Source organism: Streptomyces sp. MP131-18 (genome assembly GCF_001984575.1).
GTDB classification, from domain to species: domain Bacteria; phylum Actinomycetota; class Actinomycetes; order Streptomycetales; family Streptomycetaceae; genus Streptomyces; species Streptomyces johnsoniae.
Map to the genome: position 1 here is coordinate 3162434 of NZ_LZNS01000001.1, position 25585 is coordinate 3188018.

A 25585-nucleotide genomic window follows, 5' to 3' on the forward strand; every position below is an offset into this window, starting at 1 on the left:
GTTAGTGGTCAATCACTAACAACGTCAAGCCCCGGTCTCAGGCCAGCCGGACCACGGCGCGCGCCATGCCCAGAACCTTCTGCCCGGCGCTGCGCGCCGTGAGGTCGACGCGGACCGTGCGGGCCTCGTCGTCGAGTCTGGCGGCCACCTTGCCGGTGACCTCGATCAGCGCGCCGGTGTCGTCGTCCGGCACGACGACCGGCTTGGTGAACCTGACCCCGTACTCCACCACCGCGGCCGGGTCCCCCGCCCAGTCGGTCACCACCCGGACCGCCTCGGCCATCGTGAACATGCCGTGCGCGATGACGTCCGGCAGGCCGACCTCCCTGGCGAACCGCTCGTTCCAGTGGATCGGGTTGAAGTCGCCCGAGGCGCCCGCGTACCGCACCAGCGTCGCGCGGGTGACCGGGAAGGAGGCGGCGGGCAGCTCGGTGCCCACCTCGACGTCCGCATAGGCGATTCCCGCGGTCACCGTGCGTCCCCCTCGCTGCCCGTGGCGGGCTCCTGCTTGCGTGCGACCAGCTTGGTGAACGCCGTCACCACGTGCTCGCCCTTCTCGTCGTGCACGTCGCCGCGCACGTCGACGATCTCGTTCCCCGCCATCGACCGCACCGACTCGATGGTGGAGGTCACCGCCAGACGGTCACCGGCGTGCACCGGCCGCGTGTAGGCGAAACGCTGGTCGCCGTGCACCACCCGGCTGTAGTCGAGGCCGAGGCCGGGATCACGGATGACCTGCTCGGCCGCCCGGTAGGTGATCGCGAAGACGAACGTGGGCGGCGCGATCACGTCCGGGTGGCCGAGCCGCCGGGCCGCCGCCGGGTCGGTGTACGCGGGATTGGCGTCGCCGATCGCCTCGGCGAACTCGCGGATCTTCTCCCGCCCCACCTCGTAGGGCTCGGTCGGCGGGTAGCTCCGCCCGGCGAACGACTGGTCGAGTGCCATCGTCAGACTTCCTCGGGTACGGCGGTGGGAGGGCCGGCACGACGCGAGAAGGCCGCCCCCGGCACGGGAGCGGCCTCACTCGGCAATCAGGATGGTCCCTCGCGGTCAGCGGGTCTCGCGGTGTGCGGTGTGCGCATTGCAGCGCGGGCAGTGCTTCTTCATCTCCAGGCGGTCCGGGTCGTTCCGCCGGTTCTTCCTGGTGATGTAGTTCCGCTCCTTGCACTCCACGCAGGCCAGCGTGATCTTCGGGCGGACGTCGGTGGCAGCCACGTGAGTGCTCCTTGACGGATGGACGGGTCAAACATGGTCGAACACAGAGAGAGTAGCCGATCGGAGGACCGACCCCGCAATCGGCTACTGTGCGTAGCGGCGACCGGACTTGAACCGGTGACACAACGATTATGAGCCGTTTGCTCTACCGACTGAGCTACGCCGCCATGAGATGCGCGCCCCCCTGTCACAGCAGGGGACCACACACCTCAGAGCCCCAAAACGGAATCGAACCGTTGACCTTCTCCTTACCATGGAGACGCTCTGCCGACTGAGCTATTGGGGCGAGCGCTCAAGAGATTACACGCTCAGGCCCGCAAGGCGAAATCCGAATAGGCAGGGACAACCGGCCAGGGCGCCCCGAGCGGGGCCACGGCGGTACGACTATTCCACCCTTCCCCTCCCCCGCCCCACCCGCCCCTTACGCTCGCTTCCGATGCCAGAGCGCCTCGTACTCAGCGGACCGCGGCTCGCGGACGGGCGGACCGTCGACGTCCGGCTCCGCCATGGCCGCATCGAGGCCGTCGGCACCCCCGGCAGCCTTTCCGCCGCCGCCTCCGACTCCGCCCCCGGGGCCGCGGCCGGCGGCCACGTCGACCTGTCCGGCCACCTGCTGCTCCCCGCGCCCGCCGAACCGCACGCCCACCACGACACCGCACTCACCGGCGATGCCACCGCCCCGCCCGAGCAGGACCTGCACCCGCTGCGCCGCCGCATCACCGAGGCCGCGCTGATCCAGCTCGGGCACGGCGCGACGGCGCAGCGCACGCACGTCCGCGTCGACGGCGCGGGCGGCCTGACGGCGCTCGACGCGGCGCTCGGCACGCGCCGGGCGCTGCGCGGCCTGGTGGACCTCACCACCGTGGCCGTGCCCCAGGTGCTCACCGGGCGTGCGGGGGCTGACAACCGCGCGCGGTTGCGCGAGGCCGCCGAGATGGGCGCGCACGCCCTGGGCGGCTGCCCCGACCTCGACCCCGACCCGGCCGGCCATCTCGACACGGTGCTCGGTCTCGCGGACACCTTCGGGCGCCCGGTGGACCTGCACACCGAGGGCGAGGACCCGGCGCGTCTCGCGCGGCTGGCCTCCGCGGCCGCGGCCTGCCGGTCCGCCGTGGCCATCGGCCCCTGCACGGGCCTGTCCCGCCTGCCCGGCCCGCTCGCAGCGCGGGCCGCCGAGCGGCTGGCCGCCGCGGGGGTCGCCGTCATCTGCGTCCCGCAGGGCGCCTGTGCCCATACCGCGCGCCCCGCCGGGGCGGCGGCGACGCCGGTGGCGCTGCTCGCCGCGGCCGGGGTGCCCGTCGCGGCGGGCGGCGGGGCGCTGCGGGACACGGCCAACCCGGTGGGCCGCGGCGATCCGCTGGAGGCCGCGTTCCTGCTGGCCGCGCGCCGCGAGTGCGGTGCGGACGACGCCTACGGCGCGGTCAGCCGCCGGGCCAGGGCGGCGCTCGGGCTGCCCGAGGTGCGCGTCGAGGCCGGGTTCCCCGCCGAACTGCTCGCGGTGCGCGGGGATTCGGTGGCCGGTGTGCTGTCGCAGGGGTACACGCGGCTGGTGATCCACCGCGGCCGGATCGTGGCACGCACCAGCGCGGTGCGCGAGTTCTGCGGGGCGCCGGCCGGCGGGCTCGAACTGCCGCGCCAGGCAACGGGCTGACGCCGCGGCGGCCGACGGCGCGTCACCGGCGCGCCGGGCCGCGCGCGTTCTTGTCATGTAATGCGCATCTCCGGGACACTGCCGAGGATATGGGACGTACGATGTCCCACCCCCACCGAAAGGCGTGCCGACGATGGCCCCACCGCCATGCCAGCAACGGACCCGACGACGGCGCAGCATCCGGGGCCGAACGTGGCGCCACCGCGCGGCCGGTGCCGCCGCGGCCTGTGCGCTGTTCCTGCTCGTGCCCCTGCTCCCGCACGGCGCCGCCGCCGCGGACGAGCCCGCCGCGGCGGCCGGACCGCCGCAGGGGGCCGCCGCGTTCGAGGAGGAGGTGATCTTCCGGGCCGACCTGGAGGAGGGCTACGCCTGCTTCCGCATCCCCGCCGTGGTCAGCACCACGGAGGGCACGCTGCTCGCCTTCGCCGAGGGCCGCAGGGACAACTGCGACGACGCCGGCGACATCGACGTCGTGCTCAAGCGCTCCTTCGACAACGGCCGTTCCTGGGAGCCGCTCCGGCTCGTCGCCGAGGGCGGTGGCGACACCCACGGCAACCCGGCGCCCGTCGTCGACGCCACGACCGGCCGCATCCTCCTCGTCACCACCCGCAACCCGGGCCAGGGCGGCGGCAACTGCCCGGCACCGTGCGAACGCATCCCCCACCTCCAGTACAGCGACGACGACGGCGCCACCTGGTCCGAGCCGCGGGACATCCGTGAGCAGCTGCGCCCCGACGACTGGAACTCCTGGTACGCGACGGGGCCGCTGCACGGCATTCAACTGGCTTCAGGTACGCATCGCGGGCGGCTGGTGGTCTCGGTCAACGCGGAGACCTACGCGGGCGGCCGCGTCACCCACAACCACGGGGCCCTCGCCTACAGCGACGACGGCGGCGAGAACTGGCAGCTGGGCGCCGTGGACACCTGGCCGATCGCGGCGGACGGCACGTTCCGCCAGAAGCCGTCCGAGATGGCCGTGGCGGAACTGCCCGGCGGCAGGGTGTACGTCAACAGCCGCGAGCAGGACGGCACGGACCTCGGCCACCGCAACTACGCGGTCAGCCACGACGGCGGCGAGAGCTTCGCCGCGCCGTTCGTGACCCAGCCCGACCTCTACACACCGCAGGTGCAGGGGTCGCTGCTGCGCCTCGGTGACGACCGGCTGCTGCTGGCCGCGCCCGCCGATCCCGACCGGCGGCGCACCATGATGATCCGCTCATCCTGGGACGGCGGCGTCACGTTCGACGCCGCCGACCGCGGCGCCGTGGTGACCACCGACTGGTCCGGCTACTCCGACATGGTCCTGATCCCGGGCGGCACCGGCACGGTGGGCCTGATGTACGAGGCGGGGCCCGTGGACGCGCGCGACGAGATCAGGTTCGCCCGCTTCACCGAGGACTGGCTCGGCCCGCGCGCCGGTCCCGGCCCCTCGACGCCCGATCTGGCCCCGGGCGCCGGGCCCGCGGCGGTGACCGGCTCGGTGGGCACGGCGGCGGGCAGGTTCGGGGCGGGCGCGGCGTTCGACGGCGGGGGCGACGGGGTGCGGCTGCCGTTCCGCGATGAACTTCCGCTCGGCGCGGGCGACTTCACCGTCAGCCTGTGGTTCCGGTACTCCGTCGGGACGGGCGAGCACCCGTTCCTGTGGATGGGCGGTGTCGGAGGCCGGGCCCCGCAGGTGTGGGTACGCGGGGAGCCGGGGAACGGCCGGGTCCGGGCCCTGATGACCGCGGTCGAGGGCGGTGCCGCGCCGGCCAGCGCGGAGGTGGTGACGGACGGCGCGTTCAACGACGGGGAGTGGCACCATCTGGCGCTGACGCGCGCGGGCGGGCGGCTGTCCCTGTCCGTCGACGGCGGCGCCGCGGTGTCCGTGCCCGAGGCGCCCGGCACCGTGAGCCGGACCTCGACGTTCGGCGTGCACCTCGGGCAGCGCCCCGACGACCGGCTGCGGCTGGTCGGTGCGCTGGACGAGGTGCGGGTGTACGACCGGGCGCTGACCGCCGCGGAACTGGCCGCGCTCCGGGAGTCGAACGCGGAGCCCGGGGGCGGGAACGCCGTCACCCGGCTCCCCCTCGACGAGATCGGCGCGGGCGGCTCCTGAGCCCCTCGCCCCGGCCCCGCCGCACACGTCCGCGGTGGGGCGGGGGCGTACGGTCGGGGCATGCGTACTGTCATTGCAGGAGGACACGGCAAGATCGCCCGCCGGCTCGAACGGCTCCTCGCGGGCCGCGGGGACCAGGTGGCCGGGCTGATCAGAAATCCGGCGCAGGCCGGGGCGTTGCTCGCCGCGGGGGCCGAGCCGGTCGTGTGCGATCTGGAGTCGGCGAGTGCCGAGGAGGTCGGCCGGCACCTCGCGGGCGCGGACGCGGCCGTCTTCGCGGCGGGCGCGGGCCCGGGCAGCGGGGCCGCCCGCAAGGAGACGGTCGACCGGGCCGCGGCCGCGCTGTTCGCGGACGCGGCCCAGCGGGTCGGGGTGCGCCGCTTCCTCGTCGTCTCCTCGATCGGCGCGGACGAGGAGCCGCCGCCCGGCACCGACCCGGTGTTCGCGGCCTACCTGCGGGCCAAGGCCGCGGCGGACGCCGACATCAGGGCCCGCACGGGCCTGTTCTGGACGATCCTGCGGCCGGGGAGCCTCACCGACGATCCGGGGACCGGTCTGGTGCACCTGGCCGAACGGACGCCGCGCGGGCAGATCAGCCGGGACGACGTGGCTGCCGTGCTGGCCGCGCTGCTCGACCGGCCGGGCACGGCCGGGCTGACGCTGGACCTGATCGGCGGGGACACCCCGGTGGGCACGGCGGTCGACCGCGTCGCGGCCTGACGCCGGTGCGCCACCGCGGGGGCAAGGCCGCTCGTATGAGTTGCTGGTGCCCCATCAGCCGAGGTTTGCCCCGTCGCACTTCCCAGCCCTCTTTCGGGGCTGGGAGGTGCCCCCGCGCAACCCGGTAATCCCCCGGCCGGGCATCGGCGGACGGGACGCTCGGCGCCGGGCCGCGTGCCGGCTCACGTCGTCTCCTCCCTGTGCCGAGTCCTCGGCGTCCGGGGAATCGGCGGAGCCGGAGGAATCCGAGGCGTCCGCCGCCGTGCCGCCCGGAGAGTCGTCGCACGGGTCGGATGCGCAGACCGGTACCGCGCCCGATGCTCCTGGGCTCCCAGAAGGGCACCGGACCACCGGCCGTTCCGAACCGACCAGCTGCCGACCGTCGCCGAGGAGTCCGGCTCGTACACGCCGAACCCGGCCCGTTCGGCGGGCTGCCGCCCGAGCAGCCCGCGCGACCGGACACGCGGGACGCCTCGCACGCTCGCATGCTTCGGTCCGCTCTCTCCTTCGGCGGGCCGGCGACGCTGGCACCGCCGGCCCGTCTCCCCCGACGAGTGCACCCATCGGTTTGCGGCCGACGGAGATGCCCCGTTACCCGGCAAGAATGGCGGCGACGCTTTCGTCTCGCTTTCATGGCGCGCGGCACCCGTGGTCAGCCAGGTGTATGGGGCCGCACTGTGGGTGAACGGCGGACGGTGAGTCCGTGCCGAGCCGTCGTTCCAGGTGCCCACGCGGCAGCTGACAGCCCGGAGCCGACGCACAGCATTGCGCGTGGTGGGCGTTCGCAGTACCTTCCCGGCGGCATTGTCGGCCCGGGGAGGAACCATGCGTCCGTCACACTTTCGTTCGCTCCGCTCGCCGTTACGCGTGGTGGGAGCTTGCCTGGCCGTGCTGCTGCTGCCGTGGGCGCCCGCCGCCGCGGCCGAACCCCGTCCGGCCGCGGCCGAGCCGGTGATGAACGGGGCGGTATTCAACGACCCGGCTGCGGGCCCCGCGTCCGGCACACCGACCGCGGCCCAGCGGGCCGTCTTCGATCAGCTGATCGGCCTGATCCGGGCGACTCCGGCCAACGAGCGGATCGAGTTCGCCATGTTCGAGTTCACCGACGGGGCGAGCGGCGTCCCGCAGCAGGTGGTGGACAGCCTGCTCGCCGCGCACGACCGAGGCGTCGACGTACGGATCATCCTGGACAGCACGGACAAGAACGACCCGGTGCACGAGCGACTGGACAGCGCCCTCGGGCACGGCGACTCCGCCGGTTCCTGGGTCGTGCAGTGCGGCACCGACCGCGGCTGCATCGGGCGGAACTACTCGCATGAGAAATTCGCTCTCTTCTCCCGGGTGGTCCTCGCCAACGGTGCGACCCACCAGGACGTCGTCTTCCAGAGCTCGTCCAACCTGACGGACTGGTACCTCTTCAACTCCTACAACGAAGCCTTCACACTGAGCGACGCCACCGTCTACGACGGCTACCGAAGGCACTTCGCCGATCTGAACGCCGGCCGGAAGCGGGACGTTGCCCCCGACTACTTCTGGACCACCCCGACCGGCTCGACGTACCGGGCGCACTTCTACCCGCGTGCCCAGGGCACGGGCGACCCGATGGTGAACGTCCTGCGGAACGTCGAGTGCTCCTACCAGGACGAGGCGGGCGTCGCCCGGCAGACCGACATCCGGCTGGTCGTCTCCGCCTTCACCCAGCACCGCAGGGCCATCGCCGAGGAGCTGATCCGGCTGCGCGGCGAGAACTGCTGGATCGATGTCGTCTACGCGACGAACGGCATCGAACCCACCGTGATGAGCACGCTGGACAACACCGCGGCCAACGGCAAAACGCTCCAGCTCACCCCGTGCACCCACGACGTGGCCGCCGGACACCAGGTGCGTCCGCACGCGAAGGTGATGATGACCGACGGCCACTACGACGACGACATCGTCCCGCGGGTCTACACCGGCAGCGCCAACTTCACGCACCTGGAAAACTCCGACGACTCGCAACTGCGCATCATGGGACGAGAGGTTCACGACGCCTATCTGTCCTGGTTCTACGATCTGCGAGCCGCCTGCCGCGCCTGAGCGCCGGGGAGCGGCACCCCGCGTGCGGGGACGGAACGGCCCCGGCCGCGCCGTACCCGGCGCGGGCGCGAGAAGTACCCGGCCGCCCGCGTGTGTCCCGCTCGTCGACGTTTCTCCGCCCGGGCGAGCGGCCCCCGGCGGAACAGCGCCCCTTCTTGTCGGGGCCCGTTCATCGCCGTATGGTCCTTGCGGGAGGTCGGACGTCCCACCTCCGGTCGGCGTCCCCGAGCGAAGGAGCCCATGAAGCGATGCATTCCTCGACTCCTGCCCTGCGCGTGCTGTTCCTGACGACGACGGCGGCTCTCGGCGTCCTCGCCACCGCCGCCGGCGCCCTCGCCGATCCTGGTCCTGGCGCGGGCGCGGACGCCGGCCCGGCCGGCGCCCCGGCCGCCGGGTGCACCTCGTCCGTGCCGTACGCCTCGGGCGAGGGCGGCTACGACACCTACCGCATCCCGGCCGTGGTCACCACGGCCGAGGGTGCCCTCCTCGCCTTCGCCGAAGGCCGGGTGGGCGGCGCGGGCGACACCGGCAACATCGACGTGGTGGTGCGCCGTTCGACCGACGGCGGCTGCACCTGGGGGCCGCTGTCCGTGGTCGCGGCGGGCGGCGGCGACACCCGGGGGAACCCGGCGCCGGTCGTCGATCCGGCCACCGGCCGGGTGGTCCTGGTCACCTGCTTCAACGGCGGGCAGGCGACCGAGGCGGAGATCATGCGGGGCGAGGTCGGCCCCGAGGAGAGCCGCCGCGTCTTCGTGCAGACCAGCGACGACGACGGCCGCACGTTCGGCGAGCCGCGCGAGATCACCGACACGGCCAAGCTGCCGCACTGGCGCTGGTACGCGACGGGCCCCGGGCACGCGATCGCGCTCACGCACGGCGCGCACGCGGGCCGCCTCCTCGTCCCCGCCAACCACTCGGCCGCGCCGCCCGAGGGCTCGGCGGACACCGGGCAGGAGGCGAAGTACTACGGGGCGCACGCGCTGTTCAGCGACGACGGCGGACAGACGTGGGGGCTCGGGTACGTGGACGACTCCTACGAGGGCGCCCTCAACGCCAATGAGTCACTGGCCGCCGAACTGCCGGACGGACGCGTGTACTTCACCTCCCGCGACCAGAACGGGACGGCCGCGGGCAACCGGCTGGACTCGTATTCGGGCGACGGCGGCGCGACGCTGGAGCGGCCCTGGGCCGTGCAGCCCACGCTGAACGACGTGCCGGTGGTCCAGGCCACCGTGCTCCAGGTGGACGGCGGGGCCGACGCCCCGCTGCTGTTCGCCGGTCCTTCCAACCCGTCGGCCCGCGAGGCGCTCGCCGTGTGGCGCAGCGACGACGCGGGCGGCTCGTTCCGCCGCGTGACGACCCTGTCGGAGCTGCCCGCCGCGTACTCCGACCTGGTGCAGGTCGACCGGGACACGGTGGGGGTGCTGTACGAGACGGGTGCGGACGGGCCGTACGAGACGATCGAGTTCCGCCGCCTGACCGGCCTGACCGGCCGCTGACGCGCCACCTGACCCCAGGCCCTGCCCCCCGGCCGCCCACCGGCGGCCGGGGGCAGGTGCCTTCAGAGCAGCCCGGCGGCGGCCAGGTACTTGGCGACCCGTTCGATTTCGCCGTCCGACAGCGGGATCTGCGGCTCCGCGGTCGTGGCGTGGTCGATGACGCCGCGCAGCCGCAGGGCCGCCTTGAACGCGCCGATGCCGGAGGAGCCGCGGCCCATCCGGTCGGCCGAGCCCACGTCGACCATGGCGAACAGGTTGCACAGGCGTTCCTGCTCCGTCCTGGCGCGGTCCCAGTCGCCCGCCGCGCAGAGCCGGTAGAGCCGGACGTAGCCGTGCGGGTCGACGTTGCCGAGGCCGGGGACGACGCCGTCGGCGCCCATCAGCAGGGCGGTGTCGACGAGGAGTTCCGACCCGGTGAGGACCGAGAAGCCGGGGATGGCCGCGGTGATCACCTCGCGCAGCGCGGCCTGGTCGCCGCTGGAGTCCTTCAGCCCGGTGAGCACGCCGTCGGCGGCGAGCGAGAGGACGACGTCCGGGTCGAGCTTGGTCTGCACGGCGACCGGCAGATCGTAGGCGACGACCGGCGCCCCGGTGTGCTCCGCGAGCAGCCGGAAGTGCCGGTCGATCTCGGCCGGGTGGGTACGCGTGTAGAACGGCACGGTGGCGACGACCGCGTCGGCGCCGGCCGCGAGCGCGGTGCGCGCGTGCGCGAGGACGCGCGGCGTGGTGGTGTCGATGGCCCCGGCGAGCACGGGCAGAGAGCCGTCGAGGTGGGCGGTCACGGTCTCGACGACCGTGCGCCGCCTGGTGTCGGTCAGGAACGCGACCTCCGAGGTGGAGCCGAGCAGGAACAGGGCGTCGACCCCGGCCCCGGCCAGGTGGTCGACGAGCTTGAGCAGCGAGTGGGTGTCCACCTCGCCCTCGGGGGTCAGGGGGGTGCAGACGGGCGGGATGACGCCGGTGAGGCGTGCGGGCATGCTCATGAACGCTCCCCGGCGCTCGTGGCCTGGACGACGAGGTCGTGGGTGGACTCGGACTCCCCGACGGGGTGATGACAGCGGAATCGGTGCATGCCGGGAGTTTCCCGGCCACTTGCGGCGAAGTCCGGCATCGACGCGGCGCACACCTCGTCGGCCTTCCAGCACCGGGTGCGGAACGGGCAGCCGCTCGGCGGGCTGACCGCCGAGGGAACGGGACCCGCCAGCGGTATCGGGTCGATGGGGTCGAGCAGGCCGGGCGTCGCGGAGAAGAGGGCGCGGGTGTAGGGGTGCCTGGCGCGGGTGGTGATGTCCCCCGCGGGCGCCTCCTCGACGATCCGGCCGAGGTACATGGTGACGACGCGGTCGCTCATCCGGCGCACGGTCTGGATGTCGTGGGAGACGAAGACCAGCGCGAGGCCGAGCCGTTCCTTGAGGTCGAGGAGCAGGTTGAGGATCTGGGCGCGCACGGAGACGTCCAGGGCGCTGGTGGGCTCGTCGGCGATGACCAGATCGGGTTCGAGGGCCAGCGCACGGGCGATGGCGACGCGCTGCCGCTGGCCGCCGGACAGCTGTCCGGGCAGGGCGCCGGCCAGCTGCGCGGGCAGCCCGACCAGGGCCATCAGCTCCCGCACGCGTTCCTCCCTGGCGGCCGGCGTGCCCCGGCGGTGCACGTCGAGGGGGTCGCGCAGCACGCGGCGCACGGACAGGCGGCGGTTGAGTGCCGTCGACGGGTCCTGGAAGATCATCCCGATGCCGGTGCCGATGGTCTCGCGGCGCTCGGCGGGCCGCATGGCCCACAGGTCACGGCCGCGGAAGGCGACGGTGCCGCGGGTGGGGCGTTCCACGCCGACCAGGACCCGGGCGAGCGTGGACTTGCCGCAGCCGGACTCGCCGACCACGCCGAGGGTTTCGCCGGGCGCGACGGTCAGGTCGGCGCCGGTGAGCGCGTACACCCGGTCCGGGCGGAACAGGCCGCCGGTGCGGGCCGAGTAGACCATGTGCGCGTCCGTGACGGTCATGAGGGTCACCGTGCGGCCTCGCTCTCCGTGCTTCCGGTGGGTCCTTGGCTGTCCGGCCCGTCTGCCGCGCCCGCCCCGTCTGCCGCGCCCGCCGCATCCCCGGTGGCCGGGTGGTGGCAGGAGACGAGGTGCTGCCGTCCTGGCGCCGGAACGCGGGGCACGGCGGTGGCGCAGACCTCGCCGGCCAGCGGGCAGCGATCGGCGAACCGGCAGCCGGGCGGGAAGTCCGCGGGGGACGGGACGACGCCGCGGATCTGTGTCATGCGCTCGGCCGCGGACTCGAGCGAGAGCACCGAGCCGAGCAGCCCGCGCGTGTAGTGGTGCGCGGGCGCCCCGACCAGGTCGGCGGTGATGCCCGACTCGACGAGCTGGCCGCCGTACATGACGACGATGCGGTCGGTGACGTCCGCGACGAGCGCGAGGTCGTGCGAGACGAGGATCAGCGCGAAGCCCAGCTCCGCCCGCAGCCGCAGCAGGAGTTCGATGATCTGTGCCTGAACGGTCACGTCCAGGGCGGTCGTCGGCTCGTCGGCCACGATCAGCCGGGGGTCGCGCGAGAGCGCCATCGCGATCAGCACGCGCTGCCGCTGACCGCCGGAGATCTCGTGCGGGTAGCTGCGCAGGGTGCGCTCGGGGTCGAGTCCGACCAGGCGCAGCAGCTCGGCCGGGCTGCGCCGGCCGCCGCGGCGGACGAGCTGCTTCAGCTGGCTGCGGATGGTCATGGCCGGGTTGAGGGAGGACAGGGCGTCCTGGTAGACCATCGCCATCTCGTGGCCGAGCAGCGGCCGCCGCGCGCGGGCGGGCAGGCCCAGCAGCTCGCGGCCTTGGAACGTGACGCTGCCGGAGACGCGGGCGCCGCGCGGCTGGAGGCCCATGAGGGTGAGTGCGGTCAGCGACTTGCCGCAGCCGGACTCGCCGACGAGGCCCAGGACTTCGCCGGGGCGGATGTCGAAGCCGATGCCGTCCACGACGTCCGTGCCGCCGTGCTGCCCGTCGAAGCCGATGGCCAGGTCGCGGACGGACAGCACCGGTTCGCCCTCGGCCGGCGGCCTGGCCCTGGCGCGCAGTCTGCGGCCCGCCTCCGTGAGCCCGGGCAGCGGCAGCACGCCCCCGCCGCCGGCCGCCGCGTTCTCGGCGGCCTCGGCCTCGGCCGCGGGCCGTTCCGCCGCGGGCCGTTCCGCCGCCGCCTGCGGCGGGACGGCCGGGCCGGCGCCGGGCGTCAGTTCCGGCTCGGCGCCCGGCGCGGCGTCCGCGGCCCGCGCGGGGGTGCGGCGCGGGCCGCGGGCGCGGGGCGCGGCCCAGGCGTCGGAAACGCCCTCGGACAGGACGTTGAGCGCCAGGACGGTCAGCAGCATCAGCAGGCCGGGGAAGACCGTGGCCCACCAGCCGCCCAGGAGCACCATGTTCTTGCCGTCGGCGATGACGCTGCCCCACGACGGCTCCGGCGGCCGGACGCCCGCGCCGATGAACGACAGCGACGCCTCGAAGACGATCGCGTCGGCGACCATCACCGTGCAGAACACCAGGATGGGCGCGGCGCAGTTGACGGCGACGTGCCGGATCAGGATGTGCGGGGTGCGGGCGCCGATGACGCGTTCCGCGGTGACGTAGTCCTCGCCGTACTGGTCCATCACGTTCGCGCGGACCACGCGCGCGATGGGCGGGGTGTAGAGGAAGGCGATGGCGCAGATCAGCACGGGAATCCCGCCGCCGAACACGGAGATCAGCACGGCGGCGAGCGCCACGCCGGGGAAAGCCATGACGATGTCGAGGGTGCGCATCAGCGTCTCGTCGACGGCCTTGCGCGAGGTCGCGGCCACCGCGCCGAGCAGCGCGCCGGCCGCGAGCGCGAGCAGCGTCGCCCCGAGCCCGATGGCCAGCGACCAGCGGGCGCCGTGCATCAGGCGGCTGAGGATGTCACGGCCGAGGCTGTCCTGCCCCATCCAGTGCTCGCCCGAGGGCCCTTCGGCCGTACCGGCCTGGGCATACGGGTCGTGCGGTGCGATCAGCGGCGCGAACAGCGCGGCCAGGACGACGACGGCGAGGACCGCGAGCGCGGCCCTGGACAGCACGGGCAGGCGGGTGAACCACTTCACGCTGCGCTCCTCAGCCGCGGGTTGACCAGGAGATAGAGGATGTCGATGACGAGGTTGATGACGACGAAGCCGGCCGCCGTGGTGAGGACGACGCCCTGGACGACGGCGGGATCGCCGTTGCGCACGGCGTCGATCATGAGCTTCCCCATGCCGGGCAGGCCGAAGATCGTTTCGATGACAACCGCGCCCCCGAGCAGGTAGCCGACGCGCAGCCCGAGCACGGTGAGCGGGTTGACGAGCGCGTTGCGCAGCACGTTCCTGCCGACCACCACGACCGGCGGCAGGCCGCTGCCGACCGCGGTGCGCACGTAGTCCCGGTCGAGTTCCTCGACGACGGCGGTGCGCACGATGCGCGTCAGCTGGGCCGCGACCGGCAGCGAGAGCGCGAGGGCGGGCAGGGTCATCGTCTCCAGCCAGCCGGTGAACGAGTCGTTCGGGTTGATGTAGCCCCCGGTGGGGAACCAGCCCAGCTCGACCGCCCCGTACTGGATCATCAGCAGCGCAAGCCAGAAGCTGGGGGCGGCGACGCCGGTGAGGGAGACGACGCGGATGATCTGGTCGGGCAGCCGGTCGCGGTAGATGGCCGCGGTCACCCCGAGGATCAGCGACAGGACGACGCCGACGCCGAGTCCGAGGAACGTCAGCTGCATGGTGAGCGGCAGCGCCGTGCTCACCTGGTCGATGACGGGGGCGCGGGTGAGCACGCTGATGCCCATGTCGCCGGTGAGCAGGTCACCGACGAAGTCGGCGTAGCGGACGGCCAGCGGGTCGAGCAGGCCGTTCTCCTCGCGGAACTGGTGGAGTTGCTCCGCCGTCGGGTTGGCCCCCTGGTAGTAGGCGGACGCCGGGTCCATGTCGGCGAACCGCATGACGATGAAGACGAACAGCACGATGCCGAGCATCAGCGGAACGAGGAGGAGGACGCGCCGCAGCAGCATCCTGGCGATGATCATCACGACGACGCTGCCCTTGCCTGGAGCACGTTGACGCCCGGGTAGGCCAGCGCGCGCACCCCGACGACGCGGTCCGGGTCCCAGGCCGTGAGCAGCTCGTTGTGCACGACGGGGTAGAGGACGGCCTGTTCGGCGATGACGTCGAGGTACTGGTGGGTCAGCGCCAGCTTGCGCTGCGGGTCCGGCTCGCGGCTGGCGCGGTCCATCAGCTCGAACAGGGCCTGCGCGTCCTCGCTGTCCTGCCAGCGCGCGTAGGACATCCACAGGCCGTCGGCCGTGTAGTTGTAGCGCATGATCAGGTCGGCGTCGAGGCCGAACTGGTTCGGGTTGGAGACGGCTGCGACGACCTGGTAGTCCTGGTTCTGGTCCATCTTGGTGAACAGGGCGGAGGTCTCCTGCGGCTCCAGGGTGGTCGAGACGCCGATGGCGTCCCAGGACGCCTTGATGGTGGGCAGACAGTCCACGAACCAACTGACGTTGACCGACATCAGGTTGACGTCGAGCCCGGAGACCCCGGCCTCCGCCAGCAGCGCGCGAGCGCGTTCCGGGTCGTAGGCGTAGACGGTGGCTGCGGGGGCGTGCGACGGGTTGTCCTCGTTGAGGAACGAGGTGGGCGCCCGGCCGTACCCCTTCAGTCCGACCTCGATCAGCTGCTCGGTGTCGATCGCGTAGAGCAGGGCCTGGCGCACGCGGACGTCGTCGAACGGCGGATTGGCCGTGTTGAACATCAGGAACGCGTGGTTCATGCCGGCGCCGCCCTGTACTTCCAGACCGTCGCCGCGCAGCTGCTCGACGTTGGCGTACGGGATGTTCTCCGCGATCTGGGCGTCGGCGCTGTCCCCGGAGACCATCGCGACGCGGGGGGCGGCATCGACGATCGTCAGCCAGTTCATGCGCCGGAACATGGGCGGGCGGGGGCCGTTGTAGCCGTCGTACGCCTCGAAGGTCGAATTGGACTTGGGCTGGTGGGAGGTCAGCGTGTACGGCCCGGAGCCGACGGCGAGCCCGCCGGTGGCCTCGTCCCAGGCGCCCTCGCGGCCGAAGACGTGCCGCGGCATGATCTTGGCGATGCCGAGCCGGGCGGCGGCGTCGGGGAAGGGGTAGTGGAAGTCCAGCTCGACGGACAGGTCGCCGGTCTTGCGCACCTCGCGCAGCCAGGTGACGAAGAACGATCGGGCCAGCGGGCGCACTTCGGGGTCGAGTATCCGGTCGAAGGTGAAGACGACGTCGTCCGCGGTCACCGGCTCGCCGTCGTGCCAGGTCGCGCCCCCGCGGAGGGTGAACTCCCAGGTGGTGGCGTTCCGGTCGGCGGGCAGCGCCAGGGCGAGCGACGGATAGGGCTCGCGGGTGACGGGGTCGGTGTCCAGCAGGCCCTCGTAGATGTGCTGGATCGCGGCCATCGAGAACGCGGACGCGGTCTGCGTCGGGTCCCAGCTCTGGTCGTTCCCGTACCCGATGACCACGGTCAGGTCGCCAAGTCCTGTGCCGCCGCCACCGCCGCCGCCCGTCCCGATCGTGGAGGGCGGCCCTGTGCAGGCGCCGAGGCTCGCGGTGACGGCTCCCGCCGCGCCGAGTGCGCCGGACAGCTTGAGGAAGGCCCTGCGGTCGAACCTGTTGTTCACGGCGCCTCCAGCGCGTAAAGAGAGGAGGTCCTACGTTCTACGTCCTAGGTGAACGTAGGAGCGCGCCGCAAGAGAGGTCAAGACCTGTGCGAACACTGGACGCCGACCGGACATCCCATGTCCTATCTCCGGTGGCAGAATGTGAACTCAAGGTCAAGAGTCGGTGGTCATGTTCGAACGTGAGACCGCACCGGGGAGAAAGAGGCAGCCATGGCAGCCCGCCGCATGATGTCCGAGGAGGTGCAGGGCCAGATCAAGAAGCTGATCCTGAGCCGCCGCCTGGCGCCGGGAGACCCCCTGCCCACGGAGAGCGAGATGATGAGCCTGTTCGGCGTCAGCCGGAACTCCGTCAGGGAAGCGCTCAAAGCCCTCCAGGCGGTCAGCATCGTCGACATCAGGCACGGATTCGGCACGTACGTCGGCTCGCTCAGCCTGGACTCGTTCGTCGAGGGCATGGTCTTCCGCGCCGCGGTGCGCCACCGCAGGGGCGAGGCCAGCCTGGACGAACTGCTGGAAGTCCGCGAGGCGCTGGAGGCCGGCCTGATCGGCAGCGTCGCGGGCAAACTCCCGCCGGACGACCTGGCCGCGCTGCGGGACCTGGTCCGCACGATGGAACGGGAGGCCGCCGCCGGCCGCGTCACCGCGGCCACCGACCGGGCGTTCCACCTGGCCCTCTACCGCTCCCTCGGCAACCACCTGCTGAGCGAGGTGCTCGACGCGTTCTGGGCCGCCTTCCACCGGGTACGGGAGGAGCTGAAGGAGGACGCCCAGGACCCCCGCGTCATCTGCTCCCGCCACCAGGACATCGTCGCGGCCCTGGAATCCACCGACGGCCCCCGCGCCACGGCCGCGATGCACCACCACTTCGCGGGCATCCGCCAGGTCCTGTCGGACAGCGCGCGCACCTCCGCGCCGGACGCCACCTGAGCGGCACCTCGCGGGCGGCGCCGGCAGCTCGACGTCTGCCCGGCGTGCCCGGCGCACCGGCTCGTGCCGGGGCGCCGCCGACAGCGGACGCGTCGCCGACGGGCCGGTGGCCGCCGCGGCGGCAGGCCCGCATGGCAGCATCGTCCGCATGCCAGGATTCATGACGCCCGACCAGCTCGCCGCCCGCACGGCACGGGCTCTCGACGCGGCCGTCGCCGCGGGCCGCGCTCTCGGACTCGCGGTGACCGACGCGGCCGTGCTCCACGACGTGTTCTCCGTCGTGGTGCATCTCGCTCCGTCGCCCGTGGTGGTCCGGGTGCCCGCCGTCCTGCCGTCGTCCGCCGGCCCCGACGCGCAGGCGGCGCAGCAGCAGACGGAACTCGACCTGGTGAGCCGGCTCGCGGAACAGGGCGTTCCGGTGGTCCCGCCGAGTCCGCTCGTCCCGGCGGGAGCCGGTGCGGCGCGACGGTTTCTCGATGACGTGTCGGCAGTTCGTCGAGGAGGACCGGAGTGCCGAGCCCGACTACGTGCACAACTCCGGGCTGGTGGCCGGCCTGCACGCCGCGCTGCGCACGTACCCGGGTGAGCTGCCGTTCCTGTCGGCGGACGAGCCGCGGTTCACCACGGAGAGCCTTGTCGCGCTCCGCGCGCCTCCCGACCTCATCGAGCCGGCCGATCTCGACCGGGCGCAACGGGAGTGGGAGATCCTCGAACCGGTGGTCCGCTTCGCGCGCGGCGTTCGAGGCGGCGTTCCCCGGCGTCGGTCTCCAGCCGATCCACGGAGACGCCCCGGCGGTCAATGTGCTCGCCACGGCGAACGGCGAGTTGTACTCCGACTTCGAGCTGGTCGCGCTCGGACCCGTCGAGTGGGACCTGGCGGGCCTGTGGCCCGAGTGCGAGGCCGCGTACGACTCCGCCGCGCGGCGCCACGGCCTGCGCGGGCTGGACGAGCGCGCCCTGCGCTTCGTCAACGCCGTGGGCATGTCCAGAACGGTGGCCTGCCTCGCGCTCGCGCCGCAGTTGCCGATGCTCGTGGAGGCGGTGAAACCGTCGATCGAACGCTGGCGGACCATGCCGTTCGCCGGCGGCCTGGGCCTGGACGCGGGCGGGGCCCTGGGGGGCACGTCCTAAGGAGGCGGCAGGAAGCCATCGGTGACGAAGGAGGAGATGTAGCGGGCGAACAGCGCGTCGTCGATCGGGGGGCAGGTCACCTCGCTCCCCCGCAAGGCGCGGCGGGTCGATGCGGAGTCGAAGACGAGGGAGGGGGGCGGGGGTTCCTCGTCGGGCCGTGCGCCTCGCGCGGGCAGGAGGCCGAGCAGCGGGAAGGCCGCGTTCCCCGGCTGCTGTTCCAGGTGGCGGTGCCACTGTTCCAGCGGGACTTCGTCGATGCGGTGACCGAGGGTCCGCAGCCGGCTCACGATCTCGGTGAACGGCAGCCGGCGTTCACTGGACAGGTGGAAGATGCCGCCGGTGTTCGACGGGTCGGCGGCGAGCGCGCCGATGGCGGCGCTGACGTAGTCCACGGGGACGAGGTCGAAGTCCCCGGCGTAGTCGCGGGGCGCGAGACCGGCCTGGAGGCAGCCCTTGACCAGCAGCCAGAGGAAGTCGGAGGTCTGGCAGACCCCGGTGCCGGTGTGACCGCTGATCCGGGTCGGCCGGTACACCGTCACGCGGAGGCCCCGTTTGCCGGCCTCGGCCACGAGCGCTTCGGCCACCCACTTGGTCCTGGCGTAGCCGTGCCGCAGCAGCGCGCCGTCGCCGAGCGGATGGTCGGGGAGGACGCGTCCGGCGGGGTGGCGGCCGTGGGCGGGGAAGACCCCGACGGTGGAGACGTGGTGGACCGGCACCGCGCGGTGGGCGGCGGCCAGTCTGAGTATCTCCGCGGTGCCGTCGACGTTGGCCGCCTTCAACCGGTCGTACGGATACGTCAGGTTGACCTCGGCACCGGTGTGGAACACCGCGTCGACGTGGCGCGCCAACCGGTCGAACGCCCGCTGCCCGAGGCCGAGCCGCCCGCGGGCCAGATCGCCCGGCACGGCCTCGATCCGGCCCGCGTGGGCGGGGTTCCACAGGTGGTAACGCATGAGGGTGTGCCGCAGCCGCTGGAACGCGGCCGCCGGGTCGGGCGCGCGAACGAGGCAGTGCACCGTCGCGGGCGTGCGCTCCAGGAGGTCGTGGAGCAGGAACGCGCCCAGGAATCCGGTGGCCCCGGTCAGCAGGACGTGGTCGGGCGGACGGGGCGCGGCGGCCGGTCCTGGCGCGGGCACGATGCCGGGATCGAGCGTGGTCTCCTCGCCGAGGTCGTGCGCCTCGGGAGCCCGGCCGCGTTCGCCGAGCGTGCGGGCCAGCGCGGAAAGCGTCTGCGCCGCGAGGATGTCGGAGGGGTGGGCGGGCAGCCCCAGCTCCGCACGGACCCGGACGGCGAGCCGCACGGCGAGCAGGGAATCGCCGCCGTAGGAGAAGAACGTCCGGTCCGGCTCGACCGCTTCGACGTGCAGGACCTCCGCCCAGAGCGCGGCCAGCTCCCGTTCGAGCGTCCCGGCGGGGAGGCGCCCGCCGACGGGCGCGGGCCGCGGCGTCCGTGCGGTCGGCGCGTAACGCCGGTGAACGGCCGCCCGGTCCGTCTTGCCGCTGTGGGTCCGCGGGAAGCCGGGGACCCGGGTGGCGACGGACGGCACCAGGTAGGCGGGCAGCTTCCCGGCCAGCGCCTGACGCACCTGCCCCGGCGCGGGCCTGTCGGGCTCCGCCGCGGTGTAGTAGGCCACGAGCCGCCGTTCCGTGGCGTGGCCGCCCTCGGCCACGACGACGGCGTCGGTGATCCCGGGGACCGTCTTCAACGCGGCCTCGACCTCGCCCGGTTCGACACGGTAGCCGCGGACCTTGGTCTGGTCGTCGCCGCGGCCAAGGAACCTGAGGCTGCCGTCCGGCAGGAACGCCCCCAGGTCACCGGTGCGGTAGAGCAGTCCGCCGGCCGGCCCGAACGGATCGGTGACGAAACGCCGGTCGTTCGCGTCGCCGCCGGACCGGTAGCCCACGGCCACGCTGTCGCCCGCGACGCAGATCTCGCCGACCGCACCGACCGGCCGCGGGCGCAGCCGCCCGTCCAGGACGTACACCCGGCTGCCGGGAACGGGCCGCCCGATCGGTGGCCGGTCAGGCCAGGAAACGGGCGGGCCGGTGAGCCGGTGCCTGGTGACCACGTGGGTCTCCGACGGACCGTACTGGTTTTCCAGCCGCGCCAGGGGACAGGTGGTGAACAGCTCCCTGATGGCCGGCGTGACGTGCAGCTCCTCCCCCGCGGTGATCACCTCGCGCAGGCTCGCCGGGCGGCGCCCGGCGCTCACCGCGTATTCGGCGATCACCTGGAGGGCCACGTAGGGCAGGAAGAGCCGGTCGACCGCGTGGTGCTCGACGAGGTCGAGCAGCCGGTGCGGGTCGCTCCGCGCGTGGTCGTCCACGAGGACGAGGGTGCCGCCGACGGCCCAGGTGCAGAACATCTCCTGGAAGGCGACGTCGAACCCGAGCGGCGCGAACTGCGCGGTGCGCGGGCCCGCTTCCGCGGACGACTCGCCGCACTGCCAGTCGACGAGCGCCGCGAGCGACCGGTGGGGCATGACCACGCCCTTCGGCCGCCCGGTCGACCCCGAGGTGTACACGAGGTAGGCGGGATCGTCCCGGCCCACCGCCGGCAGCGGCGGACGCGGCGCGCCGCCGGGAGCGGGCGCGGGCACGTCCTCGACGAGGATCGTCTCCACCCCGGGCAGGCCGCCGCCGGCCCGCCGGGTCAGCACGGCGGCCGGTTCGCTGTCGCGGAGGAGGAAGGAGAGGCGGTCCGCCGGGAGGGCGGGGTCCAGCGGGACGCATGCCCCGCCGGCGTACAGCACGCCGAGTACGGCCACCAGGGCGTCGACCGACCGGTCGAGCATGATTCCGATGCGCTGCCGGGCGAGCCCGCGCGCGGTGAGCGCCCCGGCCAGGGCCGCGGCGGAGGCGGCCAGTTCCCCATAGGTCATCCGGTGCTCGCCGTGGACGACGGCGAGGGCGTCCGGCCGCAACCTGGCGGCTCTGTCGACGCGTTCGTGGGCGGCCGGCGGCACGTCGCCCGCCGCGGCGGCCGGACCACGGCTCAGCGTCTCCACGACGAACGTCCGCTCGTCCTCGGACATGACCCGCAAATCGTCCAGACACCGGTCCTCGTCGGACGTGGCGTCGGTCAGCAGGGCGACGAAGCGTTCGCCGATGCGCCGCGCGGTCGCGGGGTCGAAAATCTCGGTCGCGTACTCCAGCAGCCCCAGATACCCGCCGTCCCGCGGCACAAGATTGAGGAACACGTCGAACTTGGCGGTGCCGCCGTGGCAGTACAGCCGCTCGGCGGTTGCGCCGGGCAGGTCAAGTCCTGGCGCGTCGGCATCGTCGACGGTCACCACGACCTGGAAGAGCGGGAACCGGTCCTGGGTCCGTTCCGGGACCAGCTCGCGCACCAGCCTGCTGTGCGGTACGCGGGTGTGTGCCATGGCGCCCCGCACCGCGCTCCGCGTATCGGCCACCAGCTCCCGGAACGTCTGCCCCCGGCGGGTGCGCTGACGCAGGGGCATCACATCGGACAGGCAGGCGATCAGCGGTTCCAGTTCCAGCGTGTCGCGCCGGGTGACGGGCGTGCCCAGCACGACGTCCTCCTGGCCGCCGAGCCTGACGAGCAACGCGGTCAGCGCCGCGGTGAGCAGCACGAATGGCGTCGTGCGCAGCTCGCGGCAGCTCCGCCGCAGCGCGGCACCCAGCTCCGGGCCGATCACGAACTCGTGCTGTCCGCCGCCGTGTTCCGGCGCCGCCGGCCGCGGACGGTCCAGCGGGAAGGCCGACTCCTCCGGAGCCCCCGCGAGCGTCCGCCGCCAGTACGCCATGGCGGCGTCCGCGGCCTCGTCCGCAGCGCCGTCCGCTGCCTCGTCCGCCGTCGCACGCTGGGCCCTGGCGTACGAGCCGAACGACATGGGCAGGTCGGGCAGCGCGGGCTCACGGCTGTCGAGGGCCATCCGGTACAGCCGGCTGAACTCCTGGTCGAACAGCCGCAGGGACCATCCGTCGATGGCCGCATGGTGCACCCCCACCGCGAGAACGGCGTCCCGCGGGGCGACGCGCAGCAGCGTGGCCCTCAGCAGGGGCGGCCGGTCCAGGGGCAGCGGACCCGAGACGGCGGCGTGCAGCGCCGCGGCCAGGCCGTCCTCTGGGACGGACCGGACGGCAAGCGGCACCTGGGCCGGCGGCGCCACGACCTGGACCGCCCGGCCGCCTTCCATGACGAGCGCGGTGCGCAGCGGTTCGTGGCGGGCGACGAGGGCGGTCAGCGCCGTCTCGACGGCCGCGGCGTCGAGGTCGCCCCGGATGCGGTGGACCCAGGACTCGCGGTAGAGACTCGGCCCCGACGTGAGCTGGTCGTTGAGCCAGATCGACTCCTGCTCGAAGGACATGGGAAAGGTGGCGGCGGGACGCTCGGTCACAGGTCGCCCTCCGGGTGGTCGGGACGTCTCAGCGAGTCGGTGAGGGCAGCGCGGTCCAGCTTCCCGCTGGCGGTGAGCGGGAGGCGTTCCCGGCTGTGCACGCGTTCGGGCACCAGGTGACGCGGCAGCGCCGCGGCGAGCGTGCGGCGCAGCGTCCTCGCGTCCAGGCGGTCCGCGCCGTCGGCGTCCTTCTCCTGGGTGTAGAAGAGGGCGAGCCCTTCGTGGCTCTCGTCCTCCCCTGGCACCGGGACCACCGCGCACTCGCGCACCCCGGACACGTCGCGCGCGGCGGCCTCCACCTCTTCCGGCTCCACACGGTGCCCTCTGATCTTCACCTGCCGGTCGCCGCGCCCCAGGAAGTGCAGGACGCCGTCGCCGTCCAGGAAGCCCTGATCGCCCGTGCGGTACACGCGCGTCGGGACGCCGTCGAGGGGCAGCACCGGGAACCGCTCGGCGGTGAGCCGGGGATCGCCGAGGTAGCCCAGGGCGAGTCCCTCGCCCGAGACGCAGATCTCGCCGGCGGTGCCGGGGGCGGCCGCCTCCCGGCCGTCCGTCAGGAGGTGAACGCGCCGTCCCGGCACCGGAACCCCGATCGGGATGCCGGTGGTTGTCGCGCAGTCCGCCGACCGCACCCGGCGGGCGGTGGCGAAGACGCAGGTCTCCACGGGCCCGTAGCCGTTGGTCAGCGCGGTGGTGGGATGGCGTTCGAGGAACGCCCTGGCCCTGGGCACCGACAGCCGTTCCGCGCCGGTGAGCACCTGGCGGAGCCCCTGGAAGCAACCGGGGTCCTCGTCGAGGAAGAGGTGGAACAGCGAGGCCGTGAGCCAGACCGTGTCCACCCCGTGCTCGTCGGCGAGGCCGCGCAGAGTGCCGGGCATCAGGTACGCGCCGTCCGGGAGCACGCAGGTCCCGCCGTTCAGCAGCGGCCCCCAGGTCTCCAGCGTGAATCCGTCCCACGTCGGTGGCGCGGCCTGGATCATCGTCGGGCCGGACGCGAAGGGGGCGAAGCCGCCGCCGAACAGACTGGTGGTGGCCCGGTGGCCGGACACCACGGCCTTCGGCCGGCCGGTGGTTCCGGAGGTGAAGAAGACGGTGGCGGGGCTCGATCCGTCCACCGGCCGTCCCGGCCGCCGGGTGGCCCGCTCGGCCAGGCGCCCGAACTCCCCCTCCGGCGGCGGCGACCACACCGCGCCCGCCCAGTCGCCCAGTGCCCCCGGCGCGTCCGCCGCTCCCGGCGCCACGGCCACCCGGGGTCGCAGCAGCCCGAGCAGGGCCCGGAGCCGCGGGAGGGGCCATCCGGGGTCCAGAACCGCGTAGGCCGCGCCGGTCTTGAGCACGCCCAGGAGGACCGCCACGAGAGCGGGCGAACGGGGCATGACCACCGGCACGAAACCGCCGGGCCCCGCCCCCCGTTCCTCCAGGGCCGTGGCGCAGGCCCCGGCCGCGGCGTCCAGCTCGGCGTAGGTGACGCGTACGCTGCCGCGGACGAGCGCGACGGCGTCGGGCGTTCGCGCGGCGTGGTACTCGACGGCCGTGTGGATGAGCGGGGAACCGGCCGGGCCGGTGCTCACCTGTCCGTCCTGGCCGCGGAGACGAGCGCGATGAAATCCGCGAGGTCGTCGCAGCCGAGCAGATCCTCGGGACCGACCTCGACTCCCGCTTCCCGGCCGACGCGCAGACATATCCGTATGGCGTCGAGCGACGTGCCGCCGATGTCGTAGAAGCTGTCCGTCGGACGGAGCGGCCCGCGGCCTGTCACCTCGTCCACGATCGACAGCACCAGTGCGTCGGTGTGCTGCGGATCGTCGCCTGACAGGTGCGATGCTGGCATCGTCGTTCCCTTCTGGGCTCTTCGAGCATGAGCGGTGCGCCGTCGTCTGCCGGCTGATGGTGAATGATGCCCGGCTGTGTTCGACGCGGCTTGATCAGCACGGGCCACGGGCTCGGCCAACGATACCGATGGGGCCGACGGCGGGTCAGGAGCCGGAAGAGATACAGGAGTCGACAGGGGTTCAGGAGCCGGCGGTGGTTCAGGAGTCGGCGGGCCGACCGGTGGCGGCGTCGATCCATTCGGTGCCGCCGATCATGTAACCCCACTCGGTCTGGCCGCTGATGGCACTGGTGCGGAACGGCTCCCCGTCGTCGTCGACGCGGAGCGTGCCGGCGCGGTCGCCGCTGGACCAGTCGAGTTCGAGGTACCAGCTGACGTCCTTGGCGTCGGCGCGCGCGTCGACGTAGAAGACCAGAGGTTCCTTCTCGTCGACCCACAGCGGGAGGTCGTCCTGACCGGCCACCGCCGTCGGCCGCGGTGCGGTGGCGTCCAGGTCGACGTCGAACGCCGTGGTCCGCACCGGGCCGCCGCCGCATCCGGAATAGCCGCCGTAGAGGTGCCAGGGCAGCGGCTCACCACTGGCCGTGACGCGCACGCGCAGCTCGCGCAGGACGACCGTCTCCGTCTCCGTGCCCTGAATGGTGAGTTCCACGAGCTGCTCCCCGGCCGGGACGGCGCCCAGGGCGCGTACCCAGCCGGGGGCGTCCGTCTCGAACGGGGGCGGCGGCACCTGGGACGGCGGTCGGTCCACGAGGTAACGGCCCGCGCACTCCTCGAGCGAGTACGGGCGGGTGACCACGGCCAGCGGCGCCGGCTCGGTGGCCTGTTCCGAAGCGCCGGTCGCGGCGTCGTCGCCGTCCTCGCCGTCACCGCCGGTGAGGAGTCCGGCGAGCAGGGCGATCGCCAGGGCGGCGGCGAGGGCGCCCGCCGCGGCCAGCGCGAACCGCGGCCCGGACCGGCGGGGGGCGGGCGCCGACGACGGCTCGGGCTCGCCCGGGGGCTCCTCCGGGGCCGGTCTCGGGCCTTTCCGGTCCCGCTGCCGGGCCGTGTCGGCGGCGATCCACCGCCGGTGCAGCTCTGCGTGTTCCTCGGGCGTGGCCCGGCACAGCCGGGCGAACCGTTCCACGGTCGCGAACTCGGGCGGCAGCGCCTCTCCCCGGCAGTAGCGGTGCAGCGTGGACGCACTCATGTGCAGTCGCTTCGCCAGCACGCCGTAGCTCAGCCCCGAACGGTTCTTCAACTCGATGAGCAGCGCGGCAAGGTCCGCCGTCTCCGCACCCGCCACCGCCGTCCCCCGTTCCTCGCGTCCCGTCCCGGCATTCGAAGCCGGGATCATCCTGGCAGGTCACCCGGGGTGGAACTGTCCCACCCCCCCGAAACCGCGGCGCCCGGTGGCAGGTGGG

Annotated in this window: 20 protein-coding genes and 2 tRNA genes; 8 read left to right on the top strand and 14 right to left on the bottom strand. The window is 73.4% G+C overall.

Features of this window, described 5'->3' with window-relative positions:
- Positions 1–37 precede the first annotated feature (37 nt).
- The 5 genes from STBA_RS14050 to STBA_RS14070 all read right to left on the bottom strand — a co-directional run bounded on the left by STBA_RS14050 (position 38) and on the right by STBA_RS14070 (position 1501).
- The gene (locus tag STBA_RS14050; RefSeq protein ID WP_077059580.1) at positions 38–472 is read right to left on the bottom strand and encodes a MaoC family dehydratase; all 435 of its coding nucleotides are present in this window, start codon (positions 470–472) and stop codon (positions 38–40) included.
- Entirely contained in the window at positions 469–945 is a 477-nt protein-coding gene (locus tag STBA_RS14055) for a MaoC family dehydratase N-terminal domain-containing protein (RefSeq protein WP_077059581.1), read from the bottom strand. Before STBA_RS14055 ends, STBA_RS14050 begins: the two co-directional genes overlap by 4 nt.
- Positions 946–1050: 105 nt before the next feature.
- Positions 1051–1215: a 50S ribosomal protein L33 gene (gene rpmG / locus STBA_RS14060; protein ID WP_077059582.1), complete on the bottom strand. Its 165-nt coding sequence runs from the start codon at positions 1213–1215 to the stop codon at positions 1051–1053.
- A gap of 94 nt (positions 1216–1309) precedes the next feature.
- Positions 1310–1382, bottom strand: a tRNA-Met gene (locus STBA_RS14065).
- Positions 1383–1428: 46 nt separating this feature from the next.
- A tRNA-Thr gene (locus STBA_RS14070) sits at positions 1429–1501 on the bottom strand.
- A 150-nt stretch (positions 1502–1651) separates the two neighbouring features.
- Between STBA_RS14070 and STBA_RS14075 the strand changes: the two genes are divergently transcribed.
- From STBA_RS14075 to STBA_RS14095, 5 genes are all read left to right on the top strand, one after another.
- Positions 1652–2866 carry a hydrolase gene (locus STBA_RS14075; RefSeq protein ID WP_077059583.1) on the top strand — a complete coding sequence of 405 codons (1215 nt, stop codon included), beginning with the start codon at positions 1652–1654 and terminating at the stop codon, positions 2864–2866.
- 250 nt (positions 2867–3116) lie between these two features.
- Positions 3117–4964 (top strand): sialidase family protein, encoded by a 1848-nt coding sequence (locus STBA_RS14080; protein ID WP_366510923.1) that lies wholly within the window; start codon positions 3117–3119, stop codon positions 4962–4964.
- Between the two features lie 60 nt (positions 4965–5024).
- Complete coding sequence (locus STBA_RS14085; RefSeq protein WP_077059584.1) at positions 5025–5684, top strand: NAD(P)H-binding protein; 660 nt, start codon at positions 5025–5027, stop codon at positions 5682–5684.
- Positions 5685–6554: 870 nt separating this feature from the next.
- Positions 6555–7760 carry a phospholipase D-like domain-containing protein gene (locus tag STBA_RS14090; protein ID WP_216355926.1) on the top strand — a complete coding sequence of 402 codons (1206 nt, stop codon included), beginning with the start codon at positions 6555–6557 and terminating at the stop codon, positions 7758–7760.
- Between the two features lie 248 nt (positions 7761–8008).
- Positions 8009–9259 carry a sialidase family protein gene (locus STBA_RS14095; RefSeq protein ID WP_077059585.1) on the top strand — a complete coding sequence of 417 codons (1251 nt, stop codon included), beginning with the start codon at positions 8009–8011 and terminating at the stop codon, positions 9257–9259.
- Between the two features lie 62 nt (positions 9260–9321).
- Here STBA_RS14095 and STBA_RS14100 read toward each other — a convergent pair whose 3' ends face one another.
- From STBA_RS14100 to STBA_RS14120, 5 genes are read right to left on the bottom strand one after another with little or no spacing between them, the layout of a single operon-like run.
- Complete coding sequence (locus tag STBA_RS14100) at positions 9322–10242, bottom strand: dihydrodipicolinate synthase family protein (RefSeq protein ID WP_077059586.1); 921 nt, start codon at positions 10240–10242, stop codon at positions 9322–9324.
- Positions 10239–11258 (bottom strand): ABC transporter ATP-binding protein, encoded by a 1020-nt coding sequence (locus tag STBA_RS14105; RefSeq protein ID WP_077063316.1) that lies wholly within the window; start codon positions 11256–11258, stop codon positions 10239–10241. The genes STBA_RS14100 and STBA_RS14105 overlap by 4 nt, the downstream gene beginning before the upstream one ends.
- A gap of 5 nt (positions 11259–11263) precedes the next feature.
- Positions 11264–13354, bottom strand: a complete 2091-nt coding sequence (locus tag STBA_RS14110) for a dipeptide/oligopeptide/nickel ABC transporter permease/ATP-binding protein (RefSeq protein WP_079251914.1) — start codon at positions 13352–13354, stop codon at positions 11264–11266.
- Positions 13351–14310, bottom strand: a complete 960-nt coding sequence (locus tag STBA_RS14115) for an ABC transporter permease (RefSeq protein WP_077059587.1) — start codon at positions 14308–14310, stop codon at positions 13351–13353. The genes STBA_RS14110 and STBA_RS14115 overlap by 4 nt, the downstream gene beginning before the upstream one ends.
- Positions 14307–15929 carry an ABC transporter substrate-binding protein gene (locus tag STBA_RS14120; RefSeq protein ID WP_077059588.1) on the bottom strand — a complete coding sequence of 541 codons (1623 nt, stop codon included), beginning with the start codon at positions 15927–15929 and terminating at the stop codon, positions 14307–14309. Before STBA_RS14120 ends, STBA_RS14115 begins: the two co-directional genes overlap by 4 nt.
- Positions 15930–16157: 228 nt before the next feature.
- On the opposite strand from STBA_RS14120, the gene STBA_RS14125 reads away from it, so the two are divergent.
- From STBA_RS14125 to STBA_RS38795, 3 genes are all read left to right on the top strand, one after another.
- Complete coding sequence (locus STBA_RS14125) at positions 16158–16856, top strand: FadR/GntR family transcriptional regulator (protein WP_079252401.1); 699 nt, start codon at positions 16158–16160, stop codon at positions 16854–16856.
- A gap of 148 nt (positions 16857–17004) precedes the next feature.
- Positions 17005–17442 (top strand): hypothetical protein, encoded by a 438-nt coding sequence (locus STBA_RS37140; protein WP_143659478.1) that lies wholly within the window; start codon positions 17005–17007, stop codon positions 17440–17442.
- Positions 17443–17657: 215 nt separating this feature from the next.
- Positions 17658–17987, top strand: a complete 330-nt coding sequence (locus STBA_RS38795) for a hypothetical protein (protein ID WP_253194724.1) — start codon at positions 17658–17660, stop codon at positions 17985–17987.
- On the opposite strand, the gene STBA_RS14135 is transcribed toward STBA_RS38795, so the two are convergent.
- The 4 genes from STBA_RS14135 to STBA_RS14150 form a co-directional block, all read right to left on the bottom strand.
- Positions 17984–22351: a non-ribosomal peptide synthetase gene (locus STBA_RS14135; RefSeq protein ID WP_077059591.1), complete on the bottom strand. Its 4368-nt coding sequence runs from the start codon at positions 22349–22351 to the stop codon at positions 17984–17986. The genes STBA_RS38795 and STBA_RS14135 overlap by 4 nt on opposite strands.
- Entirely contained in the window at positions 22348–23922 is a 1575-nt protein-coding gene (locus STBA_RS14140; protein WP_077059592.1) for an amino acid adenylation domain-containing protein, read from the bottom strand. Before STBA_RS14140 ends, STBA_RS14135 begins: the two co-directional genes overlap by 4 nt.
- Entirely contained in the window at positions 23919–24182 is a 264-nt protein-coding gene (locus tag STBA_RS14145; RefSeq protein WP_077059593.1) for an acyl carrier protein, read from the bottom strand. Before STBA_RS14145 ends, STBA_RS14140 begins: the two co-directional genes overlap by 4 nt.
- 199 nt (positions 24183–24381) lie before the next feature.
- On the bottom strand, positions 24382–25518 hold the full coding sequence (locus STBA_RS14150) for a helix-turn-helix transcriptional regulator (protein WP_077059594.1): 1137 nt from the start codon (positions 25516–25518) through the stop codon (positions 24382–24384).
- Positions 25519–25585: the final 67 nt, after the last annotated feature.